Genomic DNA, 25,489 nt, shown 5'->3' with positions numbered 1-25,489 from the left:
GAGCCTGAACATACTGCTTTTGTGGCGGGCAGGAGGCGCAGCCAACAAATCCCGGACGTGCGCTGGCCTAGGTTTTCCTTTGTTGCTTTACGTCAATTCTGAGACGCTTGATTTTCTGATTCAAAGTGGACAAGGGAATCTTGAAACGGTCGGCGGCATCGGTCTGGCTCCAGTTTGTCCGGGAGAGCATATCGAGAATAACTCTTTTTTCAAAGCCCTCCACAACTTCAAACAGCGAACGCCCGTCAACCTGCTCTTCTGCCAATGTCCGCAGCCCCTCCCGGCGCGGCTCGAACAACTGTTCGGGCAGCGCCTCCGGCCCAATCAGGGGACCAGAAACCAGAACCACGGCGCGCTCGACTGCATTTTCCAGTTCCCGCACGTTGCCCGGCCAGTCGTGGTCCATCAGGACCTTCATGGCCTCGGGAGAAAACTTCAGACCCTCGCGGCCGTTTTCATTGCAATGCTTCACCAGAAAATGGTCTACGAGGAGGGGAATGTCCTCTTTGCGCTCGCGCAGCGGCGGCAGATGGACGCTGATAACGTTCAGCCGGTAGTAAAGATCTTCGCGGAACCTGTTCGCCTGGACCATCTGCTTGAGGTCCGAGTTGGTGGCCGCCAAAATCCTCACATCCACCTTGATGCTTTCTGTGCCGCCAAGCCGCATGAACTCGCGTTCCTGAATCACGCGCAGCAGCTTCGCCTGCGTATCCACCCCGATGGTCCCGATCTCGTCAAAGAAAATGGTGCCCTGATCCGCAACCTCAAACAAGCCCCGCTTAGTGGCAATGGCCGAAGTAAAAGCTCCCTTAACGTGCCCAAACAGCGTGCTTTCAAGCAAGTCCACGGGCATCGAACCGGTATTGACTGGAACAAAAGGCTTGTCTGCCCGAGGGCTCGTGGCGTGGATCGTTTTGGCCACCAATTCCTTGCCGGTCCCGCTTTCCCCGGTAATCAGCACCGTCGCGCGGCTGGCCGCGACCTGGGTGATGAGGTCGTAAACTTTCTGCATGCGCTCGCTTTTTCCGACCACGTTGGGCAGGCCGAAACGCTTGAGGGCGCGCCGCAGCAAAACGTTTTCCACCTGCAACCGCGACCGGTCCAGCAGATTTCGAATCTCGAGCAGCAATTTGTCATTGTCCCAGGGTTTGGTGACGTAACTTTCGGCGCCCTCGCGAGAGGCCTGAAAGGCAACCTGACTGGAATCGTAAGCGGTGATCATGATCACCGGAAGCTCCGGCGAGTCCCGCTTGATGGTCCTCAGCACGTCAATTCCATTGGAATCCGGAAGACTGATGTCAAGCAAGACCAGGTCGTACGGAGCTTTCTCCAGTTGCTCCAGCCCTGTTGCCGCAGTGGAGGCCGTTGCAGTCTGGTAGCCCTCAGTCCGCATCAATTCATCGAGACTGGCGAGCACGTCCGCTTCGTCGTCAATGATAAGAATGGCGCCTGCTTTAGAGGACATTGACCGGTTTCCTGGAGGCGGGGAATTCCAGCCGGAACGATGCTCCGCGGCCGACTGTACTGTCGACATAGATCTTCCCGGAGTGTTCACGCATAATGCCGTAACTCACCGCCAAACCAAGTCCCGTACCGCGATTGGTTGCTTTCGTTGTAAAGAAGGGGTCGAAGATCTTGCGGAGATTTTCCGGGGCAATGCCTACACCGTTATCGACGATTTCGACTGAGACGGTGGAATCAACGGCGCTGGTCGTCACGGTCAGGTCTCCCCCATAAGGCATGGCGTCGCGGGCATTCATAATCAGGTTCATAAAAACCTGCTGCAGCTTGCCGGCATTTCCCTGAATGGTAGGAAGGTCCGAGTCCAGCCGCGACTCCAGGCTGATCTTGGCGGCCCGAAGCATGGGAGCCGCCAGGCTGAGCGTTTCCTGGATGGACTTGTTCAGTTCCAATTCGACGCGCTCGCTTCCGCTGACCCGCGAGAATTTCAGCAGATTGTTGATGATCTCTGAAGCCCGGAAACCCTGCTTGACGACCCTGTCCAGAACGGGCGAGTGGGGGTCATCCGAAGGGAGCTGTCGCATCATCATCTGCAGTTGGGAGGTAATCACTGCCAGCGGAGTATTCACCTCATGTGCAACTCCGGCCGCCAGCATGCCGATTGACGAAAGCTTTTCCGCCTGCACCAACTGGTCTTCCAGCTCAACCCGCGCGGTGAGGTCATTCATGATCAGCAGGCGGCCAATCACGTGGTCGTCTTTGCCCAGAAGCGGCACGGTCGAGAGGTTTACGATCAACGAACGTCCCACAGCATTCTTCAGGTGGAACTTGTAGAGATTCAACGAGCGATAGGGCTCAGAATGCCGGGGCAACTGGGAAATCAGGTCCGGCGGAAAAATGTCGGATAACCGCTTCCCTTCAGCCTCGGCGCTCGGGATTCCGTACAGCGTCTCCATGGAAGAATTCCAGGACTCGATAAACTGTTCGGGATTCCACGCCACGATTCCCGCATCGATCGATTCGATGATGTTCTCGCTGAAATCCTTGAGGGCCTGATTTTCCAGGGCCTTCCGCTCGAGAGATTCATAAAGCCTGGCACTCTCGACGGCGATGGCAATGTAGCCGGACACGGTCTGCAGCAGGTCAACATCTTCGCTGGAGAGAAAATCGTCGTCCTCAGTCTTGCCCAACGCCAGATAACCCAGAGTCTTCCCCTTCACCCTCAAAGGCAGATAATAGTGCAGACCCAGCCTTTCAATCGTCAAGCGGGTGGAAGGCGGCGTGTCAGATGGATGCTTCACGCTCTCAAAAAACAGGTAACCCTTCCCTTCCTGAATCCCAGGCATGTCGAGAAAGCTCAGGTCGAGGTCGCCCCCGAAGGTGAGGCCGCGGGACTTGGCCAGACGGAACTCCCCCGCTTCGGGCCTCAGGAAGGCGGCCACGCGATCAACCCCCAGCGTTTCCGCCAGGCGCTCTACCGTCTGATCCAGCAGCGAGTCGACGTGGACCTCGGACCCGATGTCGCGCGCAAAATCCAGAAGCGTCCTGCGGTAGTCATAGCGTTCCCGGTTGAAGAACCGGTCAAGCTTCGCCTGGATCCGCGTAACCACAGGCTGGAACAACAGAGCTGTAATCACAATGGCCAGCAGCCATCCGCCCTGGCTTGTAATCAGGGCATTGTTGCGGAAAAAATCCGCAAACAGGAACACCAGCCCAAAGTAGAAGCCGATAATCGCAGCGGTTGCCAGAGCATAAGCAATGCCGCGGCGGAAAATCATGTCAACGTCCATCAGGCGGTATCGAACAATGGCGTAGCCAAACGTCAAGGGAAGCAGCACGAGAGAGAAAACCGAAAGCTTCAACCATTCCGCCGGAATGAATCCCATACCCAGGAAATATGGAACGGCGTACAAAGCCGCGAAGGGAATCACGGCAACAGCGGCCCCACGTGTTACCCACTTAAGTTGCTGCCTGGCCAGTGGAGAGCTTGCGCGGCCATACGAGCGGAAGAGTAAGAAGACGCCAGCGGCCGAAAAAACCGCCAGGTAGCCCATCTCCAGACTGTCGATCAACCAGCGAACAGAAAGCATCGGCAGCGGCAAAGTCACAAATCCAGCCATCACCAGCGCGTGAAAGGCCAACAGAAGCGCGCCGGGAGCGTAAAGAGCCGGCAGTAAATAGGTGCGCCCCTCAACAAACCGGGGTTTTTCAGGAAACGTGAGACAAAAATGCAGAAACAGCGCTGGCTGCAGCAGGAGGGCCGTGACATTGAGCCAGTAAACCGAAGAATCAAAAAGGTTCAGTTTGCCTGTGTACGAGAAGCAGTAAAGGACAAAAGACACTAGGCAGAAGAGGTAGAAGTGCAGCGATTTTGCCGCCGACCAGCGGCGCAGAAATACAAACGCCCCAATCATCAGATAGATGATTCCGACAATTTCAAGGTAACCGTGGATACCCCTGGCATTGTTTTCAGGCGCGAGCACGACGCTGGCCTCATACGACTCGCCGCCGCGAACCAGGCCGTAGGTGGCGCGGGACCACACGCCACTATCGAAAATCGCGCGGCTTGCGTCAACTGTTGTCTTAACCGGGTGGCCGTCAATGGACGTAAGGAAGTCGCCGGCAACAATTCCCGCCTGCTTCCCGGGCGAGTTTGCACTGACGCTCCATGCCTTTAAACCCTGAGGCGTCGCTACCCAGGAAACGCCGTCTGTAGGAAGTTGATAGACCCTTCTTTGTTGAAAGTTGATGAAAGCAAAAATAACGAGCGCCACGCTCACGATCGCGAGCAGGAGGGTCAGGAAGCGGTATGGGGCCCGAACGCTCATAGAACCTGTACTATCCCGGAACAAAGCAAGAACTTGCTGCACCTTCCAGGCAAATGGGGTTCCTTCCCATCGTCACGGCCTTTCTCTTATTTCCAGCACAACTTGCATCACTCACCCAAGCGTTTCGGCCTGGCAGGACAGCGAGCATATGATGTTTGGAACTCCGTATGAAAGCGCGCAGCGCCCTCGTGCATAACTGCAATGTCCTGCATGGTCGATCTCCAAACGCCCGCCGTGGGACGGACCTCAAAACTGGACCGCAAATCCTCCCTGGATGCTGCGATAAGCGGGCGTCAGCAAAACAGATGTGCCGTCGGCCTGCCTGACCGACACGGAACCCTGGCCTAACAAATTCCTGAAATCAGCAATTGCAACGATCCGCAGCGGCAGCATGTCGATTTTTGGGAGCGGCTGGCGGATTTGCATGCCGAGGAAGGGCTGGAACTCCATCCTGCTTTGTCCGTACGGGTCAACGACTGTTACGCGCCCGGCAGGAAGCCAGCTATAAGTGCTGATGATCTGGGTATTCAGACCCGGAATACAGGTTGATAACCTGCCCGAAACCGTTTGCGTCAGTTGTGAGCGGACATAGGCGGGCAGATCCGCCGATTCCACAGGAACTCCGCGGCCGAATTGGATCGACGGGTCCACCGCCAGAGCGCCACCAAAGGCGTACATGACGCCAATTTCCCCGCGCTGGCCCAGTTTGCGGTCGTAGGCAACCTCCGCGCCGGAAGAACCATACTTTCCCGCATTGAGCACTGCCCTGCCGGTGGGGGTGATAAGAACGTTGCCTCCAGCAGGCGAATCCACCAGGTCCTGAGCTCCACCCAGGCCCCAGACGGCCACATCCTGGAAACCATCGTGGTAGGCTGCGAACTCCACTCGAGACCCGCCACGCAGTTTCCGCCGGATGCGAAACTCGGCGTGTCTGGCGGTCTCAAGACGCGGACGAAAATTTTGAAGGGTAATTTGGGGAAACGCGTTGAGATCGCCAACCCGCTTCAGCAAGGTGTCCGGCTGTTGCGGGCTGTCCGAGCCGTAACTCAAACTCAGGACCGTGGAAGAGTCAAGTGTGTACGCCAGGTCTATTTCCGGCTGGGTGGTGCCAGCGTCCCCCGCGGAATTCAGATACTTCATCTCAAATCCCGCCGTCAGGGTCAAATCTTTGGAGATCTGGCGGGTCTGTACATAGCGCAAGACCATGCCGCGCGACATGGGGACGCCCTCGTCCGTCGGTGAAATCGGGCCATTGATTCCCCCAAGGTCCAGCCGATGGACTGCCAGGCTGATCTCCTCGTGATTTTGATTGAGAAGGCCCCTGCGGTATTCAGTGATGATCGAAGAACCGTTGGCATCGCTTCGGTCGACCGAACCCGCCACCAGGACGTCCGAGTTTGCGTCCAGGGGACGAAGGTAGGCAACCACAGTCCCTGACCCTGTATCTCTTGAAAGACCGTTGCCGCCCCCAGCATTTGGGACCATGGCAATCACACGCTGAGCAGGAAGGGGGGTATGTTCAGCCGCCTTCTGGTGGTCGCGGTCATTCTTTCGATACCGCAGAATGGGGCGGGTTGAACCTGAGGTCCGCAGGATCCATTTCCATCCCTGTTCCCAGCCATGAGAATCATTTTCTGAGCGAGGCCAATGAAATCCGGAAAGGATGTCGCCCAGCGCAAAAGCTTCACGGGTCGTCACACCAGGCCGCACCTGGACCCTGTCGCGAAATCCCGGCAGCTTTGCCGGCGAGATTACCTGCAGGGAATACCAGCCAGGAGCCACACGGCGGATGGTGAAATTGCCTTGAGCGTCCGTAAAGACCCTGTCCAGCGAGCCTTCCAACAACCCGTTGGGCGCGCCGATGCCGGGTCCGCTTAATAAAACCGTCGCCCCCAAAATGGGGTTGCCGGCGCCGTCCGTCACCTTCCCCGAAACCCTGCCATAGTCCGCGCTGAAGCCCTGGCATGCCGCCAGCAGGACACACAGTATTACGCCACCCGCGGAGAGCAGCTCCGCTTTCCCCCTCGGTTTATTCACGCGTTGCATGGTGCCTTGACCTGACCTTTTTAAGGTTGTTTGTCCCGGCTATCGATTCGTCAGGTACCCCCAAACTTCTACTCGACCTGGAAGTTCGTCGTCTGGGTATCCGACTCGGCCTTAACCTTATCCGTGATCTTGATCTGCAAAGTGTACTTGCCAGGCTGGAGTAGTTTGGCCGGCATCGTCTTCTCCAAGGTTACCTGTTCCGATGCATCCTGAAGGGCGGCTGCTTGCTCTGTCTGGTTCAAGATTGTCTTTCCGTCTTTAGAAATCTCATATTCAATATTCGCAGATGGGAGGTGCGTTTTGGGATCAAGACCCAGGTTGTAGACCTGCATATAAATGCCGAAGTTCTGACTCTGGGTAAAAACCTGATTGACGCTCGGGCGCACTTTTGTTCCGCCGATAACGAAGCGGTTCGAGCCCACCTCGCTTGTAGGGAGCGGCTGGATCTGGTCTGCCAGAATCAGCGAACTGGTGGACAGCTTGTCGTCACTGAACTGTGGCACCACGATGCCCAGGTTCTCGGTCCCCATGTGCCCGCTTTTGTTGTCCTTGATCACCAGGCTCAGCTTATAGCGTCCGGGACGGAGATACACCGTCTTCTGGTACACCGACTTTTGGTTCACATAGGACTGGAAATCATGTTCCGGAACAGACACCGAAACACTGTCCTGGATCGTGTTCGCCACTCTTCCGCCAATCGTTGTGAGCTGCCCGTAAATGTCGATCACGGCGGTCATCACGCCCTCTTTGTTTTCAAACTGCATGTCCCGGTTCGGGATCTGAACGGTAATGGGAGTGAGGACCGTGTCCTCAGTGACCTTGATAAAATCGGTCCGGACGCTGAACGGCAGAAGCTGCGACGACACCGTGGAGGTCACCATGCTCTGCAGGTCCCTGAATTTGACCGACGGCGCCTGAAAGATTTTGGCATAGAGGTCCAGGCGGTTGAACTCATCATATTCGTGGCCCATGATGTTGGATGTCACCATGGCCCCAGACCCATTGCTCCCTCCGCTTAACTGGCTGGGGCTGATCACCAGATTGGGGTTCCAGATCGAACCGATGGATACGCCGCCCTGGCATCCCGTCATATCGCCCGGCACGTTTGCCATGGCGTCCTTCTCGCAAGGATTCATCGTCAGATGATATTCCCCGGTCAGAGTGGGATCAACAAACTCAAGCTCAACGTTTTCGCCGATCCCCGGGATGTAACGGTAAGTCCAATCCTCAAACGGATAGGTGGTCATGGTGTTGGAAGCGTCCGGTCCGGAATACGGGAGCTGGGTCGGGTTTGCTACGTAGGTCCCGCCGCTTGGATGAGTTTCAATGTCGTCCGCCGGGCCGTACATGATGTAGATGTGTCCGCGGTCCGTCTTCCAGCCAGGGATGCCGGAGGAAAAATGTTCATTGGTATAGGCGATACGGCGATAAACTTCCTCTTTAAAAGAGTTTTCGGGTGAACCTGGTTCAGGGTTGCGCCGCCGCCAGAATTCCTCGATAAACTGATCGCGTTCGTCGTCTGTGGTGAGCTTTTTGAATGCAGCCCGCTCTTCGGGAGTGATAAGATATCCGACTGGCCCGTTGATCCACTGCTTGTATGGGCTCTCCATTTCCTTCTGGATCGCCTTCTGCCGCTGGCGTTCCTGTTTGGTGAGCTTTTGTTCTTCCTGGCCTTTCCCGCTGCCTGCAAAAGCCGGTAACGCAACCATTCCCAGGGCGACTGTGGCAATTAGAACCACCACAATCCGCCGGGATCGAACTTCGATTTCCGGAGGTCTAAAGACTCCCATCGCAGCCACGCTCCTCGCTTCTCCACCACGGAGAGCCAACAGCCATAATTGTATTTTTCGAGAACCAGAAAGTCAACCAGTTCCACTGCTGCCGGAGACGCCCAAAACGGGCCGTTTCCCTGCTGGAATCAGTGATAATTTTCCGGCCAAATGGTAATCTGAGCGAGAATCCGGCGTCCTGACCCAGAATCCCTGCTTTTGAGACTGTCAGAGTCCTAGCGACCGGGGGTTCCGCTCCAGGCAAGTTCAGGCGGCTGTGATATAATTTGCAGAGATTTTCGCCCAGAAGAAGCAAGAGGTGTTTTTCAAAGGTATCTGGGTTTGCCGCCATGACAGCAGTGGAACCTTTCCCGCCTCCAAAACGTATAGAGTTTGTAAGGATGAATCATTTCGCCGTATCGCCCGGCCGTCACCAGGGATGGGCTTGCCTCTGCCATCGGACTGGGACCGGTTTCCTGCGCGGAAGACATTAACTGAGAAGGTTACGATGGGACAAACTACAGAACTCAAACTAGGCCAGATCACCGACACTCGCGGAGAAGATGCCGGACTGCCGCGTGGTCCGCAGGGCGGGCGCCCGAAGAAGGGCCTTTCCAAGACCAAAAAGCTCGCGTTGCTCATCCTGGCTTTCGTGGTCCTGGTGGGGCTTGTGCTCGGCGGAATCGCATGGAGCCATCGCGGCCTGATCACCGTCCAGACCGGCAAGGTCGTTCGCCAGGATTTGTCTTCGATCGTAACCGCCTCGGGTGAAATCAAGCCTCCGCCGGACAAGTTTGCTACGGTCAACGCCAATTCGTTTGGCAAGGTGACAGAGATCCTGGTGAAGGAGGGTGACCGTGTCAAGAAGGGCCAGCTCCTGCTTCGCACAGAAGACGTCCAGCAGCAGGCCGGCGTGCAGGCTCAGCAGGCGGCGCTGAGGTCAGCCCAGGCCAATTCGAGGGTGCAGCAGGCAACCGTCCAGTCCGCAACGGCCAATCTTCACACGGCGCAGGCAAACCTTGCCCAGGCGCAGGCAAAGCTCCAGCAGGCCAAGGACGACTACACGCGCTCCCAGCAGATGCTCAATCAACAACTGATTTCGCGACAGGCGTTCGACCAGGCCCTGAGCACCTATCAGGTCGCCGAGGCCACGGTGCAATCGTCCCAGGCCCAGGTTGCACAAGCCAGAGCCCAGCTCAACCAGGCCAATTACAATCGCGATATGTCCAACGCCAGTGTGCTTCAATCGCAGGCGCAGCTTGTCGGCATCGAGAATCAGCGCGACCAGACGATTTACAGGGCGCCCTTCGACGGGATCATTACCTATCTGCCCGTTCACGTCGGTGAAAACGTCGTGCCGGGCATTCAAAACCAGCCGGGAAGCGCGCTCTTCCAGGTTTCCAACCTGTCGGTGATCAACGCCGTGGTGAATGTGGATGAGACCGATATTCTGGGCATCGAGATGGACCAGCCTGCGGAAGTCACCATTGACGCACTTCCCGACAAGAAGTTCAAAGGCCGTGTCACCGAAATCGGGATGAGCGCTCTGAGTTCTACTTCGGGCCAGACTACCACCAACAGCAACCAGAGCACGGCAACAAATCAAGGGGAGGCCAAGGACTTTACGGTCTCCGTCACCCTGGATGATCCGCCTGCCGGTCTGCGGCCCGGCCTTTCGGCCACGGCCAAGGTCACGACCGCCACTCGGAAGGACGCGGTCACCATCCCCATTCAGGCCCTTACGGTGCGGAACCAAGGCGAGCTTGAGCGCGAGCAAAATGCCAAAACCAAGGTCAAGGCACTCGCTGCGGAACCTGCTCCAGCCGGCCAGAATGCCGCCAGCAAGAAGGAAATCCAGGGGGTCTTCACCGTCCAGGACGGGAAGGCCGCCTTCATTCCTGTCACAACCGGAATCATGGGCACAATGAATGTCGAAGTGCTCACTGGTCTGAAACCCGGGGAGGAAATCGTCACCGGAAGTTACCAGGTGCTCCGGACATTGAAGAACCATGCGAAGGTTAAGATTGACAACAGCATTAAGGCCGTGAATCAGGCCCCTTCATCGTAGCCGCGGGCGGCGCTGTGCCTGCATAAAAAACCTCGGGAGATACCAGACCAAGCTATGGAACCTTTTTCAACAACCGAATCTCAAGCCAGTGCGGCGGACGAGATGGCCAGGGCGCCTTCGCCCGAGAACATCGTGATCCTGGCGCAGGGCTTGTGGAAGACCTATGACATGGAAGCGATTCGGGTCAACGCGTTGTGCGGCGTTTCCTTTTCAATCGTGCGGGGGGAATACGTCGCCATTATGGGCCCATCCGGGTCCGGCAAATCGACCCTGATGAACCTCGTCGGCTGCCTTGACACACCCACCAGCGGGCAGTACTGGCTGAACGGCCGGCTGGTCAGCGAGCTGACGGACGATGAGCTTGCCTACATCCGCAACAAGGAAATCGGGTTTGTCTTCCAGACCTTCAACCTGCTGGCGCGCGCCTCGGCGCTCCACAACGTCGAGCTGCCGCTCATCTACAACGGGACTCCGCCCGAAGAAAGGCTGCGGCGCGCCCACGAGGTACTGCGCATGGTGGAACTGGGCGACCGCGCGGACCATCGCCCCAACGAGCTTTCCGGCGGCCAGCGGCAACGTGTCGCGATCGCCCGCGCCCTGATCAATAATCCCTCGATTATCCTCGCCGATGAGCCGACCGGGAACCTCGATTCCGCCACCGGCGAAGAAATCATGAATTTGTTTGGCCGCCTTCATGAGTCCGGCAACACCATCGTTCTGGTCACACATGAGCACGACATCGCCGCCCGCGCCCATCGCATCATTCACATTCGCGATGGAAGGATCGACAGGGACGAAAAGGTGGTTTAGGACGGCCGCGCAGACCTCCCGGCAGCGGGGTTGGAGCAGGGCTTTCCGTGAAAACTGCAATGACTGGACAACCGCCGACGAAGGACAGTGGCCGCAAATACGGAGAGCTGTATAGCTCCTGGGTAACGGCCCGCGAGGCTTTCTGGATTGCCCTCGAAGCCTTGAATTCGCACAAGCTTCGTTCCTTCCTCACTTTGCTTGGCGTGGTGATTGCCACCACCACCCTGATTGTGGTGATGTCCGTCATTAACGGTATGAACCTCTACATCGCCGAGCACGTCGCCAACCTGGGCGTCAACACGTTTATCCTGAGCCAGTACAAGTGGGCCCAGGGCTATGAATCCTGGCTGGAGGCGCGGCGCCGCAACCGCCCCATTCGCATGGATGATTACAGGTTCCTTGAGGAAAACGTTCAGGGTTATAAGACCATCGGCGCGACGGCCGAGTACTGGGGCCGCACGGCGCATTATGGGAACCAGGTGGTCTACGATGTGGACCTTAATGGGGTAACGCCCAGCATGATCGATATCGGCCAGCAGAAGGTTGATTATGGCCGCTATATTTCTGATTCCGATTATTCCCATGCCGCGCCGGTCTGCTTTATCGGAACGGACCTGGTGGACAAGTTCTTCCCTAACGTTGACCCGATTGGCAAAGAAATCCGTATCGATGAACACACATTCCGCGTGATCGGGGTGGCGGAGAAAATCGGAACAACCTTCGGACAAAGCCAGGACAACTTCGCCATCGTTCCCCTCACGGCGTTCCAGAAAGCCTACTTCTCCAGGGCAGAACTGAATGTCAGCATCCAGGCGTGGTCATCGGCCCAGATGATCCCGCTCGAGGACGAGGTCCGCATGCTGATGCGGGTCCGGCGCCATCTGCAATACAACGACAACGACAATTTCGGCATCAACGCCTCGCAAACCATCATGGACCTGTGGCAGAGACTGACGGGCACCATCTTTGCCGTCACCATTGGCGTCGTGGCCGTCTTCATGGTGGTCGGCGGCATCGTGATCATGAACATCATGCTGGCCAGCGTTACGGACCGCACGCATGAGATTGGCATCCGCAAATCCCTCGGCGCGCGCCGGCGGGACATTCTGACGCAATTCATCATCGAATCCGCCGTCATGGCCGGCACGGGCGGAGTGGTCGGCATCCTGCTCGCGCTGCTGGTCAACGTGCTGGTCCAGAGGTTCGTAACGTCCTCGGTGCCGCTCAGCGCCATCCTTGTCGGAGTGGGATTGTCAGTGATGGTCGGCCTTTTCTTCGGCATTTATCCCGCCAGCAAGGCCGCACGGCTCGACCCCATCGAGGCCCTGAGGGCGGAAACATAGGCATGCCAGAGCAACTGCGAAATATCCGGGAAAACCTGCTGCTGGCGCTCGATACGCTTCGGACTCACAAGTTCCGCTCAGCCCTCACAGTGCTGGGAGTCCTGATCGGGACCACCACCGTGATTGGCGTTGCCTCCATCATCACCGGACTCAACAACAAGCTCGTCGATACCATGGAGCAATACGGATCACGCTCGATTTTCATTTACAAATTTGAGCCGGGCATCCGATTCAACCTGACGCGCGAAGAGCGCATGCGCAAGCCTCTGCAGTATGAAGACGCCATGGCCATTCGAGACAATTGTCCTGACGTCCAGGATGTCGCCGTTGAGATTTTCAATCGCGGGCCTGCCGTGGGGGCGAAGTACAAGGGACAGGATATGCTGGACGCCGGCCTTCAAGGCGCTACCTCGGAAGATTTCTTTATCAATAACTCCCAATTCGTCGATGGCCGGCCTTACACCTCCATCGAGGACAACCATCGCCTGAATGTCGCCGTCCTTGGCGCGGATGTGGCCACCAGGTTTTTTCAGAATGAGGACCCCATCGGCAAAAACATCGTCGTGGGCGGCAATACATTCCAGATTGTGGGGACCCTCGCCAAGAGATTGTCGTTCCTGGGCGACAATGGCTCTGACCGGACAGTCTTCATCCCCTACTGGACTTTCAAGAAGATCTATCCGCAGGCAAAAGAAAACTTTATTCTGGCCATGGCCTATCCCGACCGCATGAACGCGGCCCTGGACGAAATCACGGCCGTGCTGCGGCGCGTGCGCAAGGTCAGGCCTGACCAGGAAAACAACTTCGGCATGGCCACCGCGGCGTCCGTGATCAGGCAATTCAACCAGATCACCGGGACCGTGGCCCTCGTTATGGTGGTGCTCTCCTCGATCGGTCTGCTCGTGGGCGGGATTGGCGTGATGAACATCATGCTGGTTTCCGTCACCGAGCGGACCCGCGAAATCGGCGTGCGCAAAGCCATCGGTGCGCGCCGGCAGGACATCACCTGGCAATTTCTGCTGGAAGCCATGACGCTGACGGGCGCGGGTGGCGTGATGGGCATCATCCTGGGCTATATGCTGAACTTCGCCATACGAACCTTCTTCCCCAGCGTCCCCTCCTCCGTGCCGCTTTGGTCCGTCCTGCTCGGATTCCTGGTTTCGATCAGCATCGGGCTGTTTTTCGGAATGTGGCCGGCCATGAAAGCCTCACGCCTTGACCCCATCGTGGCCCTCCACCACGAGTAAGGCCCGCGCTCCAGGTTGGACCTGTAGCGGCGAGTTCATCTCGCCACAGGGCCAATCGCAGCCCGCGAATTCGGCCCGCCGAGTGGCTGCGGCTCGACTATCAGGAAACGATCCTAGCGCGAAGCCTGCTCGGCTGCCTGCATATCAAAAAGGGCCTTCAGGCTGTCCACATAGGGATTGCGGGCGATGCCGCGCTCGGTGATGATGGCGGTCACGTAGCGGTGGGGAGTCACGTCGAAGGCCGGGTGCCGCGCGCTGACATTTTCCGGGGCGGTCTGGATCCCCCTCCAATGCGTCACCTCGTCCGGCGAGCGCTCCTCGATGGGAATTTCGTCCCCCGAGGCCAGTTCCAGGTCAATGGTTGAAAGCGGCGCCGCCACGTAAAACGGGATCTGGTTCTCACGCGCCAGCACGGCCACCGTGTAAGTACCGATCTTGTTGGCCACGTCTCCATTGGCGGCAATGCGGTCTGCGCCCACAATCACCGCCTGTATTTTCGACTGCTTCATGAAGTAACCCGCCATGTTGTCGGTAATCAACGTCACCGGAATGCCGTCCTTGGCCAGTTCCCAGGCGGTGAGCCGCGCGCCCTGGAGGAAGGGCCGCGTTTCATCCGCAAACACGCTGAGCTTCTTCCCTTCCTCGACGGCCGCGCGAATCACACCCAGCGCCGTCCCGTAGCCGCCGGTGGCAAGCGCTCCGGCGTTGCAATGCGTCAGGATGGTTGAAGAATCCTTCAGCAGACTCGCGCCGTGCCTGCCCATCGCCTCATTCACGGCGATGTCTTCCGCCAGCACGCGCTGCGCTTCTTCTTCCAGCGATGTTTTGGCCCGGCCGATCCTTTCAGATTCCGAACCGGTCCCCGCCAGCGCGTCTTCAAACTTTGTGCGCATGCGCTTTACTGCCCAGAACAGGTTGACGGCGGTCGGCCGCGTTTTGGAAATCGCATCGGCGATGGTTTCGAACTCGCTGCGGAGTTCCGCAAGGCCCTTCGCGCGCGAGTTCTTCACTCCCAGCGCCACGCCCATCGCCGCCGCCACTCCAATGGCCGGCGCCCCGCGGATCACCATCGATCGGATCGCCTCTGCGACCTCCGGGTACGTCCGGTAAATCCGGTAAACCTCTTCGCTGGGCAGCAGTGTCTGGTCGATCATCCGGACGCCGTCGCTGGTCCACTCAATCGTCTTAAACATCACGTCCCACCCAGTTGGATTTTGGTCTTACGTCCGCAAAAATCAAGATTATAGCAGGTGCCCGCCCGCGGAGCATGAATCAGGGGAACGCGCGCCCATCGTGGTATACTGAGGCCATGGACATGGAAAAGGCAATGCAATTCATGCTGGACATGCAGGCCAAGCATGAGGGCTGGCTTCAGAGGCACGAAGAAGCAATGAAGAGGCACGAGGAGGCGATCAACCGAATCGATGCCGCCCTCGAAGCGGGCGCCGCGCGTGCGGCCCAATTAGATTCTTCTGTCGCCACCGTCACCGATCTCGTCGGCCGCCTGGCTCAAACCGAGATCCGCCTTGCTGAGCGCATGGAATCCGGCTTTCGAGACCTCAGAGACGCTCAGGCCGCTAGCGAATACAAGCTGAACGCGTTGATTGAGACCGTCGATAAACTGGTCCGCAGGAACGGCCACGGGGAGTCCACACGCTGAGAGGCGATAGCCTAACAGCATCTGAAAATCATCAGTATGAATTCTGACAGGTTGACCAGCAAAATCAACAAAACTGACGACGAGTGGCGAAAAGAACTGACGCCGCAGCAGTATTACGTCACCCGGCAGAAAGGCACAGAGCCGCCGTTCACGGGCGAATACACCGATCTGCACGTCAAAGGGGCCTATCGCTGCGTCTGCTGTGGCGCGGAACTGTTCGGTTCCGAGGCCAAGTTTGATTCACACTGCGGCTGGCCGAGCTACACCGCCCCCCTGGATGAGCAGAATGTCCGGGAAGAATCTGACCTGAGCCATGGGATGCGTCGCGTGGAAGTTCTCTGCAGCAAGTGCGACGCCCACCTGGGCCACGTGTTTCCGGACGGCGCCGGCCCCACCGGCTTGCGTTATTGCATCAATTCCGTCGCCCTCAAGTTTGATAAGAAGCCGTAGCAGATCGACTGTCATCATGGGCCTGTTCGCCCTCAATTTGCGAACGGCCCTGATCCCGCAAAGCGGGAGAAGGGTCTCAGGGTCAACTCCGCGAAGGATCTCCTTTTTATTTTCACTAAGAAACAGCAGATGCCTCTCCCGCTTCGCGGGATCAGCATGACAGATGGGCCGCGTCCAGTATTCAGCAACACCCCTAAAGCTGAAACTCCCGCTTCAGTTTCGCCGATTTCTCCTGCACTCCCCTGGCGAGGTCTTTCTTGTAATCTGCCAGCTTCTGCCCGAGCGCGGCGTCCGCCGTGGCTATGATCTGCACCGCCAGAATGGCTGCGTTCACCGCGCCGGACTTGCCGATGGCAACCGTGGCAACCGGGATGCCGCCGGGCATCTGCACCGTTGAAAGCAGCGAATCCATGCCCTGCAGCGAAGTCGTAGGCATGGGCACGCCGATCACCGGCAATGTTGTCTCTGCTGCCACCAGGCCGGCCAGGTGCGCCGCGCCTCCCGCCCCCACGATGATTGCCTTCAGTCCACGCTCCTTCGCCGTGCGGGCGTATTCGGATGTCCGGGCCGGAGACCGGTGCGCGGAGGTGATGTCGATCTCGAACGGCACTCCAAATTTGTCCAGTGTTACCGCCGCTTCTTTCATTACCGGAAGATCGGTGTCACTCCCCATGATAATGCCGACTAGTGGTTTTGCCTTTTCAGCCATTCATTTCTCCTTGATGGATGGTTTCAGCCGGCGGACTGTTCGCGGCAGACTATCCCTCCCCGTTCTAAGCCGGCGGCGGATTGCCCGCCTGATTGCTGGGGTGTCGGATTTCTCCCGTCACTTTAAGCCGCCGCAAACCTTTTGCTCCAATGTCGTGACGGTAATGCATTCCGTCAAACTGGACCTTACTGACGGCGGCGTAGGCCTGTTCGATGGTCGTCGGAAGGTCTTCAGCAGTCGCCGCCACGCCCAGGACGCGCCCCCCGGCAGTCAGCAGTTGATGGTCGTGGAACACAGTCCCCGCGTGAAACACCTTGACCCCGCCCAGCGATTCCGCCGATTCGATTCCCGTGATTTCCCTGCCGGTTTCGCTTTTGCCGGGGTAGCCTCTCGATGCCAGCACCACGCACACCGAAGGGCTGGGACTCCAGCGCGCGCCAACCGCCGTCAACTGCCCTTCGAGCGAGGCCATCAGCATTTCGCACAGGTCGGACCGCAGCCGCATCATAATGGGCTGCGTTTCAGGGTCCCCCAGGCGAACGTTGTATTCCAGCACCTTGGGACCTTCCGCAGTGATCATCAACCCGCAGTATAGAAACCCGTAATAGGGCATCCCGTCAGCCGCCATGCCGGCCAGCGTGGGCTCGATCACCTCGCGGCTGATATCCTGCCCCAGCCGTTCTGGAAGTATCGAATCTTCGCTGTACGCCCCCATGCCTCCCGTGTTGGGGCCAAGATCGTTGTCGAACACCGCCTTGTGGTCCTGGGTCGGGACCAGAGGCAGCCAGCCCCGTTTGCCGGCCAGGATGATGAACGACAGCTCTTCACCCAGCAGGCATTCCTCAACCACCACCCGCTCGCCGGCGCCGCCCAGCGATTTCCTGACCATGAAATCGCCCAGCGCCTTTTCAGCTTCGTCATGCGTGCGTGCCACCACCACGCCCTTGCCCGCCGCAAGCCCATCGGCCTTGATCACCACCGGCAGACCGAATTCGGCAACGGCCTTTTCGCCGCTTGAATAATCTTCCACCACCGCGAACTTCGCCGTCGGAATTGCGTGGCGCTGCATGAACTCCTTGGCGAAGACCTTGCTTCCCTCGAGCTGCGCGGCCAGTTTTGTGGGGCCCACTATCCTTCGCCCTGCCGCTTCAAATGCGTCCACCACGCCCGCCACCAGCGGCGCTTCCGGCCCGGCAACCGTCAGGTCAGCCTTCAGTTCTCCGGCCAACTGCAGGATGGCCGCGGAGGCGGCGAGATCAACGGGGAAGCATTCGGCGGTCTGGGCAATGCCGGCGTTTCCCGGCGCGCAGAAGATCTCATCCGTCAACTGGCTTTCACGCAGTTTCCAGACCAGAGCGTGTTCGCGCCCACCCGAACCCAGGACGAGTATGTTCATAAGAGCAAGTTACACTATCGGCAGACGGTAGTGTTTGTCAATGCCGGCGTCCAGCAGGATTTTCCCTCGCGTTCTGACTCAAAAATTTCCTACGGCCCCTCCGTGGATATCAGAGTGAATCCTTCCTCTTGACATTCTAGGGGAAAGGCATTATGGTTCTTTTGTTGAATGTCTAGGAAAGCATGGGGCAGTCGGCAGGCAGAGCGCCGGGGTTGCGGCCTGCGGTGTTTGCTGACGAATCGAACCAGACCGCGGTGGCACAAATCAAACGCCAGTTCGCGGGTAGCGGCGGGTTTGGCGCACCACCCCGAATCTGGCGGCAAGTAGCGGCGGGTTTATCCCGCCATTCGGCAATTGGCGGCGTAAAGCCGCCTCTACGGTGCGGAGAGGATAATGTTCAACCTTCGTGCACTATTCCACAAAAATCGGGCCGAGCAGGAAATGGAAGATGAGCTGCGCTTTCATCTTGAAAGGCAGATCGAGCAGAACATCGCCCGGGGCATGTGCGCGCAAGAGGCCCGCTACGCGGCGCTGCGCACATTCGGAAATGTGGGACAGGTGAAGGAGGAATGCCGCGACACCTGGGGCGCGCGCATGATCAGCGAGTTCGCCCAGGACCTCCGCTACGGCTTCCGCCAGTTGCGCCGCAATCCGGGGTTCACGGCAGTTGCGGTTCTCACTCTCGCCCTCGGCATTGGCGCCAATACAGCAATCTTCAGTCTGATTGACGCGGTGATGTTCAAGCTGCTTCCCGTGCGACAGCCCGAGCAGCTCTTTGTGCTCCATTGGGCCTCGCAGGGCTGGCCGTACTTCATTCACGGATTGGATGGCTCCTCAGACAAAGACAAGAACGGCCGCCATACCAGCACTGCATTTTCCTATCCTGTATTTGAGGCCATCCATTCAAGAAATCGAGCGTTTTCCGGCATCTTCGGGCTTTCGGACATCGATGCCAGCTTCAACATGAACGTCAGTGGACAATCTGCACTGGCATCAGGCGAATTCGTTTCCGGCGACTACTTCTCGACGTTGGGCGTACGCGCGATTATCGGTCGTACAATTACGCCCGCCGATGACGCGGACGCTGCGGCCCCGGTTACGGTGATCAGTTACGGCTACTGGGCCGGTCGATTCGGCCGCGATCCCTCCGTGGTGGGCAAGACCATTACCGTGAATGGTGTACCTTTCACCCTGGCAGGCGTTTCCGCTCCGGAGTTTTTTGGACTTCAGCCCGGCCGCCGCATAGACGCGTGGGTACCTCTTCATACCCATCCGCAGGTCCTTCCTGGCTGGGACCGGTGGCTGCCCAAAGGGGAAACGTTATTCACGGCGGGGCAGGAGTGGTGGGTAATCGTAATGGGCCGCCTTAGGCCCGGCGTTGCCGAGCAGCAGGCGCGCGCCGAACTGACGGGAACCCTCCAGCAGACCACCGCCGGCATAGAAACGCCGCCTGCGCACAAGAGTCCCGACATCTCACTGAGCCCTCCCCAAATTGAACTGGCCTCTGCCGCGAATGGACTTGCGGCTCTCCGGCGCGAGTTCTCTCAGCCGCTCCTCATACTGATGGCGGTGGTGGCCCTCGTTCTGCTGATAGCCTGCGCAAACGTGGCCAATCTGCTATTGGCGCGCGCGACCTCGCGCCAGAAGGAAGTTGCCGTAAGGCTGGCGCTGGGAGCGGGGCGCCGCCGGCTGGTTCGCCAGTTACTCACCGAGGGCCTTATGCTCGCGGCTGCCGGAGGCGCGGTTGGGATTCTGCTCGCATATTGGGCAAGCGGCGTTCTGGTGGCGTTCATGTCAAGCGGCAAGGAGCATATCTATCTGCACGTCTCACCCGATCTGCGCGTCCTGGGATTCACGGCATTCATTTCGGCGCTTACGGGAGTTCTCTTCGGGTTGGCTCCCGCATTGGGCGGCACCCGGATGGCCCTAAATACAGCGCTGAAGGAAGGCGCCGGGAGTTTGGCAGGAAAAGGGGGCCGCGTGCGGGATCTCCGGTCGTTGCTCGGCGACGGCCTGGTAGCCTCTCAAATTGCAATGTCGATGCTGTTGCTGGTTGGCGCCGCTCTGTTCGTGCGGACCTTGACGAACCTGGCCAACCAGGACCTCGGCTTCACGCAACGCAATCTGTTGCTGTTCGGAGTCGATCCCACCCAGGGCGGGTATCGCGGCGAGAAATTAGTAAGCTTCTATCAGGAATTGCGGCACCGCCTTGAATCGCTTCCGGGCGTGCGCTCGGCGACGTTCTCCCAGCACATGTTAGTAGACAGTGGTGTACACACCGCTGGGATCTCCATTCAGGGGTACACCCCAGGACCCGAAGAGACGAGCGGCGGGACAATTGTGACTCGTGTTAATTCGGTCGGAGCGAGGTTCTTTGAGACCTTCGGAATCCCGCTGTTACTCGGAAGGACCGTTGGCGAAGGCGACATAGAAGGATCTCCCAAGGTTGGGGTCATCAACCAGGCCTTCGCCCGCAAATACTTCAAGGATGAGGATGCGATTGGCCGGCGATTCGGTTTCGGCGGTGAAAAGTACAGCTCAGACATCGCGATTGTAGGCGTGGTGGGCGATTCAATCTATGGGAGCCTGCGGGAAACTCCGTTGCCAACTATATACGTTCCCTATGCGCAGAATGTCGCACACTTCAGCTACGCGGGAAAAGTGTTCTTCGAGGTCCGTACAGCAGGCAATCCGAAAGGCTGGATTACCCTGGTTCGACGGACGGTTCAGGACCTTGACAAAAACTTGCCGCTGTTCGGTGTCAAAACGCAATCCGAACAGATTGCAGAGGCCACCTTCCAGGAACGCCTGTTTGCCAGCCTGACGAGTGTGTTCGGATTACTAGCCTTGCTATTGACGTGCATCGGTCTGTACGGAGTGATGGCTTACTCGGTTGTGCAAAGGACCAGGGAAATCGGCATTCGCATGGCGCTGGGGGCGGAGAAAAATGATGTTCTGAGGATGGTGATTGGGCAAGGGATCAAGCTGGCTTTGATTGGAGTGGCCATTGGCGTTGCCGGCGCGCTCGCGCTGACACGATTTCTGTCGAGCCTGCTCTTTGGCGTCAAGCCCACCGACCCGCTCACGTTTATCACAGTTTCAGTGGTCCTGATCGCCGTGGCGCTCGCGGCCTGTTACATTCCGGCCCGCCGCGCGGCTAAGGCCGATCCCATGGTGGCCTTGCGGTATGAGTAAGGCAGGGGTTAGGGATTGGTGATTGATGGTTAGCGATAAATTATGAGGCTGTCATAAAAGGAGAAGGCAAAAATGGGCAAGTCGATTGATCTGCTGCAGGGCACGCTTGACCTGTTGATTCTCAAAACGCTGGCGCTTGAACCCATGCACGGCTGGGGCATCGCCCAGCGCATCCAGCAAATCTCGAAGGACGTGCTGCAGGTGCAGCAGGGCTCGCTCTATCCGGCGCTCTATCGCATGGAGCAGCAGGGCTGGATTCGAGCGGAGTGGGGAGCCTCAGAAAACAACCGCCGGGCCAAATACTATCGCCTCACCGCGAGCGGCCGCAGGCAGCTTGAGCGCGAGACCTCAAACTGGACGCGCCTCTCCGCCGCCATCGCCCAGATTATCGAGACCGCCTGATGGCAGCCTTGCAGCCCGGTAGCGCAGACCGCCGGGTTTGCGGTCTGCGGGTTTTGATTTTGTAGGGGAGGGATCCGCCCTCCTGCTGATCTTACAGCGGCAGCACCCCCAATCGCGGGTAGCGAATTAACTCACCAGCCCTCGCCCTCTGGGAGAGGGTGGCCGCGCCAGCGGCCGGGTGAGGCCTTTGGAGGTCACGATGTTCAATCTGCGTGCATTGTTTCGCAAGAATCGGGCCGAGCAGGAAATGGATGATGAACTCCGTTTCCACCTGGAAAAGCAGACCGAGCAGAACGTCGCCCGTGGCATGAGCGCGCAAGAAGCGCGTTACGCAGCGCTGCGCCAGTTCGGCAACCTCGGCCAGGTGAAGGAGGAATGCCGTGACACCTGGGGCGCGCGCATGATCAGCGAGTTCGGCCAGGACCTCCGCTACGGCCTCCGCCAGCTTCGCCGGAATCCCGGATTCACGACAGTTGCGGTCCTAACGCTCGCCCTCGGCATTGGGGCGAACACAGCGATTTTTTCCGTCGTAGATGCCGTATTGCTGAGGTCACTTCCTTACAAGGACTCGGCGCATCTCGTCTGGACCGCCTTGCAAAACCCGAAATCGGATTTGCACTGGTCCGCTGTGCCCCATCCGACGTATTTCGCCTGGCGCGACAAGAATGATGTGTTTTCCGGAATTGCTGCTACGCATTTTACTGGGGAGTTCACGCTCACGGGAGCGGGCATTCCGGAAAGGATTCCGGGCAAGAGCGTGTCCGCGAATTTTTTCTCCGTGCTTGGCGTCGAACTGCTGCGCGGCCGAAGCTTTACCCCAGAAGAGGATCGTCGAGGAGGTTCGCGCGCGGCCATATTGAGCTACGGGCTTTGGCAGTCGCGCTATGCGGGCGATCCGGGAGTCCTCGGACGGCCGATTATGCTCGACGACAGGGACTATTCCGTAGTCGGAGTGCTTCCCGCGAGTTTCAAATTCCCAACCTCGGGCAGGCAGCCGCAGGTGTTCGTACCCCTCGCCGCGCCGAGTGATGCGAGTTCGGCCATTTGGTTTCTTGATGTCATCGCGAGACTGAAGCCAGGCGTGACGCTCGCTCAGGCAGAAGCCGACCTTTCAGTGATTGACAGCCGTACATTGCCGCTGCTTCCAAAATTTCTTGGCAGCTACACGCAAGAGGTCCATCTCCGCGTCGTTTCCCTGCATGATCAATTGACAGGCAGCGTCCGTGCCCCTCTCTGGACGCTGATGGCCGCAGTTGCATTCATTTTGCTGATTGCTTGCGCAAACATCGCGAACCTTCAACTCTCGCGGGGATCTGTCCGCGCTCGCGAATCTGTCCTGCGCTCCGCTCTCGGCGCCACACACTCTCGCCTCGCACGGCAACTTCTGACGGAAAGCATGCTTCTATCAGCCATGGGCGGATTCGTCGGGCTGCTCGGCGGATTTTGGGGCGTCGGGCTACTTCGTTCTTTCGTGCCCAGCGGCTTGCTAAACGTCCAAGACGTGCACGTCGACGCCGCCGCACTAGCTCTTACGATCGCTGTCTCTGCTTTGGCCGGCGTCATCTCCTATTTCGCCCCGATGTTGACTCTTTTCAGTCCAAACCTCAGCCTCACCATCCAAGCGGGCCGCGGGCAAGGCCCACGCTCACGGAAGAACGCATTCCGGCAAAATCTGCTCCCCCTCGTGGAAGTTGCGAGTGCCGTGGTTTTGCTGGTTGCTGCGGGTTTGCTGCTCAGGAGCTTTCTTCGCTTGACGGGCGTGAGCTACGGATTCGATTCCCACAATGTCCTGACCGCTCGAATTTTTCTTCCACTCGACAGGTACTCCACCGAACCACAGCAAGCGGCGTTTTCCTCGCAGCTTCTCGACCGCATCAGCGTTCTTCCCGGAGTTCGCGCCGCGAGCCTTGCCACCAGCCTTCCAAACACGCTGTCCATGAAAGTGCGCGTTGGAATCGAGGGCCGCCCGGCCCCCGCGTTGAACGATCCGGCGGCGTCCGTTCCGCTCGACTCGGTGGGCGGCGGGTATTTCCGCGCCCTCGGAATTCCAATCCTTTCGGGCCGTGGATTTGAAAACCGGGACGGGCCGAACACGGCAAAAGTCGCGGTTGTGAACCAGGAGTTCGTTCGACGCTTTTTCCCGCATAGCGAAAATCCTATCGGCCAGCGCATTCTTATCGCGGTTGGCACTTCCGACCAGACGGTGGTCTCGATCATCGGTGTGTCTGCCGCCATTCGGCGTGTTGGGCCCGGCGGCAACCCGCTGCCGCAAGTTTTCCTGCCCCTTACCCAATCGCCGAGCGACGAGATAACAGCCTTGCTCCATACCGCGTCCGATCCGCGTGCCGTTGTGCCTGCACTCCGCTCGCAGGTGTTGGTCATCGATAAGCAATTGCCGCTTGCCAACATTGCCACGATGGACGATTTGCTCGCCGGTGAAACTGCTGACCAGCATTTCGAGACGATGGCCGTCGGCTTGTTCGCAGCCCTGGCGTTGCTGCTCGCTGGCCTCGGAATCTACGGCGTGATCTCCTACATGGTCAGTCAGCGCACCAGTGAAATCGGCGTCCGCATGGCCCTCGGTGCACAGAGTGGAGACATTCTTTGGTTGATTTTGGGCCATGGAACAAAACTCGCTTTGATTGGCATGGCCATCGGCGTTGCCGGCGCGCTGACGCTGACGCGATTCCTCGCGAGCCAGCTCTACGGCATTACCCCCACCGACCCGCTCACGTTTATCACGGTTTCAGTGATTCTGATCGCCGTGGCGCTCGCGGCCTGCTACATCCCTGCCCGGCGCGCGGCCAAGGTCGATCCCATGGTGGCGCTGAGATATGAGTGAGGCAAGGGTTGGTGATTAGTGACAAGTGACGAGTCAGGGGCAATTACAAATTACGAGTTACGAATGGCTTTGCGGTCCTGGGTTCAGGATTCTGAGTTATGTAGCGTAAGGTCTGAAATTTGGAATCTGAACTTTGAGATTTCCAGCCTCTGGCGCAGGCCCTTGCGGCCTGTGGTTCTTGCTTAAGAGTGTGGTCAGTGATGAGTGGTTAGTGGACCGCAGCAACATAGTCGTGGAAAGAAGAAACGCTGGGCAAATCGAAGCGGGATCACCGCCGCGCTCGAGCGCTGGGGTCGAGCACACGCAGCTTTTTGAAGTAGGCGTGGTAAAAACCCCGGTCGCGGGTCAACAATCGGTCGGCCTGGCGAAGCGCGTGCGCGCCGATCAGGAAGTCTGCCGTGACACGCGATCTTGAGCCACCCCGCCGGCGGTACGCTGCCCATTGGTCGCCGGCCTCAAACGCAGAATCCTCGCCTAGTGCGCTGAACTCAATTTCCAGCTCACCCAGCGTGGTCCGGCAATCCGAAACCGAGGGAAAGCATGCAGCGATCTCCGCCCATACAACGTCGCATGCCACCACACGGCCTTCTGCAGCACAAGAACGGAGCGCGTTCCGTGAAGGTATTCCGAACTCGGGATCGTAGTTCAGGAAGTCCAACAAGACATTACTGTCAACGGCCGTGATCACTTCAGCGGACCCTCCCCTCGGAGCTCGTTGATAATGTCGTCAGTGCGCCGGCCGAGCTTGAGAATGCCAAAGTACTCGTCATAAGCGTCACGGGAAGGCTTTTTCGTCATGATGAGATGACCGCGCCGCTCGCTTACTTCGAGCACCTGCCCTTTCCTCAAGCCGAGTCGTTCCCGCAGCCGCTTGGGAATGGTTATCTGGCCTTTTTCGGACACAATGGTTTTCATACTCCTATTGTATGAATTCCTACCAATCAAGTCAACCGGGCTACCCCGTTCGCCGCGCCGCCAAGGGTGGTCCCATAGCAGCCTTCCGCTGCGAGTAGCGGCGCGTTTACCGCGCCATTTTTGATTTGCAACTGAAAACGCCGCCGGTAGTAGCAGTAATTGCAGCTTTGCGGCTACATCCGGCAATCGATGGCCCAAGCCCTGGCCGGTGACGTAAATTTGAGTGTGTAAAAGGGAGGAGGGTGTAAGTTGGTATCGCGGCAAGCGAGACCGAATCCTTAAAGAAGGAGACTTACACCCTGATGAGAAGAATAATCGAGTGGACGGAGCAGTTTCAACATTATGCGG

Annotated in this window: 18 protein-coding genes; 9 read left to right on the top strand and 9 right to left on the bottom strand. The window is 58.4% G+C overall.

All coding sequences use genetic code 11. The features are described 5' to 3' along the window. Positions 1–67: 67 nt before the first annotated feature. The 4 genes from VFQ24_13670 to VFQ24_13655 all read right to left on the bottom strand — a co-directional run bounded on the left by VFQ24_13670 (position 68) and on the right by VFQ24_13655 (position 8,125). Positions 68–1,465, bottom strand: a complete 1,398-nt coding sequence (locus VFQ24_13670; protein HET9179400.1) for a sigma-54 dependent transcriptional regulator — start codon at positions 1,463–1,465, stop codon at positions 68–70. After that, on the bottom strand, positions 1,455–4,289 hold the full coding sequence (locus tag VFQ24_13665) for an ATP-binding protein (protein HET9179399.1): 2,835 nt from the start codon (positions 4,287–4,289) through the stop codon (positions 1,455–1,457). Before VFQ24_13665 ends, VFQ24_13670 begins: the two co-directional genes overlap by 11 nt. Positions 4,290–4,535: 246 nt before the next feature. Further along, on the bottom strand, positions 4,536–6,335 hold the full coding sequence (locus VFQ24_13660) for a carboxypeptidase-like regulatory domain-containing protein (GenBank protein ID HET9179398.1): 1,800 nt from the start codon (positions 6,333–6,335) through the stop codon (positions 4,536–4,538). A gap of 68 nt (positions 6,336–6,403) precedes the next feature. Further along, positions 6,404–8,125 (bottom strand): GWxTD domain-containing protein, encoded by a 1,722-nt coding sequence (locus tag VFQ24_13655; GenBank protein HET9179397.1) that lies wholly within the window; start codon positions 8,123–8,125, stop codon positions 6,404–6,406. A 487-nt stretch (positions 8,126–8,612) separates the two neighbouring features. Between VFQ24_13655 and VFQ24_13650 the strand changes: the two genes are divergently transcribed. The 4 genes from VFQ24_13650 (at position 8,613) to VFQ24_13635 (ending at position 13,572) form a co-directional block, all read left to right on the top strand. After that, positions 8,613–10,172, top strand: coding sequence for an efflux RND transporter periplasmic adaptor subunit (locus VFQ24_13650; GenBank protein HET9179396.1), 1,560 nt, complete (start codon positions 8,613–8,615; stop codon positions 10,170–10,172). A gap of 102 nt (positions 10,173–10,274) precedes the next feature. Beyond that, positions 10,275–10,982, top strand: coding sequence for an ABC transporter ATP-binding protein (locus VFQ24_13645; GenBank protein ID HET9179395.1), 708 nt, complete (start codon positions 10,275–10,277; stop codon positions 10,980–10,982). Between the two features lie 59 nt (positions 10,983–11,041). Beyond that, positions 11,042–12,325 (top strand): ABC transporter permease, encoded by a 1,284-nt coding sequence (locus VFQ24_13640; protein ID HET9179394.1) that lies wholly within the window; start codon positions 11,042–11,044, stop codon positions 12,323–12,325. A gap of 2 nt (positions 12,326–12,327) precedes the next feature. Further along, positions 12,328–13,572, top strand: coding sequence for an ABC transporter permease (locus VFQ24_13635; protein ID HET9179393.1), 1,245 nt, complete (start codon positions 12,328–12,330; stop codon positions 13,570–13,572). A gap of 113 nt (positions 13,573–13,685) precedes the next feature. On the opposite strand, the gene mtnA is transcribed toward VFQ24_13635, so the two are convergent. Further along, positions 13,686–14,768 carry an S-methyl-5-thioribose-1-phosphate isomerase gene (gene mtnA / locus VFQ24_13630; GenBank protein ID HET9179392.1) on the bottom strand — a complete coding sequence of 361 codons (1,083 nt, stop codon included), beginning with the start codon at positions 14,766–14,768 and terminating at the stop codon, positions 13,686–13,688. 119 nt (positions 14,769–14,887) lie between these two features. Between mtnA and VFQ24_13625 the strand changes: the two genes are divergently transcribed. After that, on the top strand, positions 14,888–15,232 hold the full coding sequence (locus VFQ24_13625) for a hypothetical protein (protein HET9179391.1): 345 nt from the start codon (positions 14,888–14,890) through the stop codon (positions 15,230–15,232). Between the two features lie 36 nt (positions 15,233–15,268). Beyond that, the gene (msrB, locus tag VFQ24_13620) at positions 15,269–15,682 is read left to right on the top strand and encodes a peptide-methionine (R)-S-oxide reductase MsrB (GenBank protein HET9179390.1); all 414 of its coding nucleotides are present in this window, start codon (positions 15,269–15,271) and stop codon (positions 15,680–15,682) included. A gap of 193 nt (positions 15,683–15,875) precedes the next feature. Here the strand turns inward: msrB and purE are convergent, their stop codons facing one another. Both purE and purD read right to left on the bottom strand, forming a co-directional pair. Continuing rightward, positions 15,876–16,391 (bottom strand): 5-(carboxyamino)imidazole ribonucleotide mutase, encoded by a 516-nt coding sequence (purE, locus tag VFQ24_13615; protein ID HET9179389.1) that lies wholly within the window; start codon positions 16,389–16,391, stop codon positions 15,876–15,878. A gap of 64 nt (positions 16,392–16,455) precedes the next feature. Continuing rightward, the gene (gene purD, locus VFQ24_13610; GenBank protein ID HET9179388.1) at positions 16,456–17,787 is read right to left on the bottom strand and encodes a phosphoribosylamine--glycine ligase; all 1,332 of its coding nucleotides are present in this window, start codon (positions 17,785–17,787) and stop codon (positions 16,456–16,458) included. Between the two features lie 393 nt (positions 17,788–18,180). Here purD and VFQ24_13605 point away from each other — a divergent pair, with 393 nt between their 5' ends. The 3 genes from VFQ24_13605 (at position 18,181) to VFQ24_13595 (ending at position 24,226) form a co-directional block, all read left to right on the top strand. Next, entirely contained in the window at positions 18,181–20,982 is a 2,802-nt protein-coding gene (locus VFQ24_13605; protein HET9179387.1) for an ABC transporter permease, read from the top strand. A 72-nt stretch (positions 20,983–21,054) separates the two neighbouring features. After that, on the top strand, positions 21,055–21,384 hold the full coding sequence (locus tag VFQ24_13600; GenBank protein HET9179386.1) for a PadR family transcriptional regulator: 330 nt from the start codon (positions 21,055–21,057) through the stop codon (positions 21,382–21,384). 199 nt (positions 21,385–21,583) lie between these two features. Continuing rightward, positions 21,584–24,226: an ABC transporter permease gene (locus VFQ24_13595; protein HET9179385.1), complete on the top strand. Its 2,643-nt coding sequence runs from the start codon at positions 21,584–21,586 to the stop codon at positions 24,224–24,226. Between the two features lie 268 nt (positions 24,227–24,494). On the opposite strand, the gene VFQ24_13590 is transcribed toward VFQ24_13595, so the two are convergent. After that, complete coding sequence (locus VFQ24_13590; protein HET9179384.1) at positions 24,495–24,914, bottom strand: type II toxin-antitoxin system VapC family toxin; 420 nt, start codon at positions 24,912–24,914, stop codon at positions 24,495–24,497. Next, on the bottom strand, positions 24,911–25,141 hold the full coding sequence (locus VFQ24_13585) for an AbrB/MazE/SpoVT family DNA-binding domain-containing protein (protein HET9179383.1): 231 nt from the start codon (positions 25,139–25,141) through the stop codon (positions 24,911–24,913). The genes VFQ24_13590 and VFQ24_13585 overlap by 4 nt, the downstream gene beginning before the upstream one ends. Positions 25,142–25,489: the final 348 nt, after the last annotated feature.

It is taken from the genome of Terriglobia bacterium, from assembly GCA_035712365.1.
Taxonomy (GTDB): Bacteria; Acidobacteriota; Terriglobia; order UBA7540; family UBA7540; genus SCRD01.
Note: the sequence above shows the minus strand (reverse complement) of the source record. Positions and strands in the feature narration are given on the sequence as shown.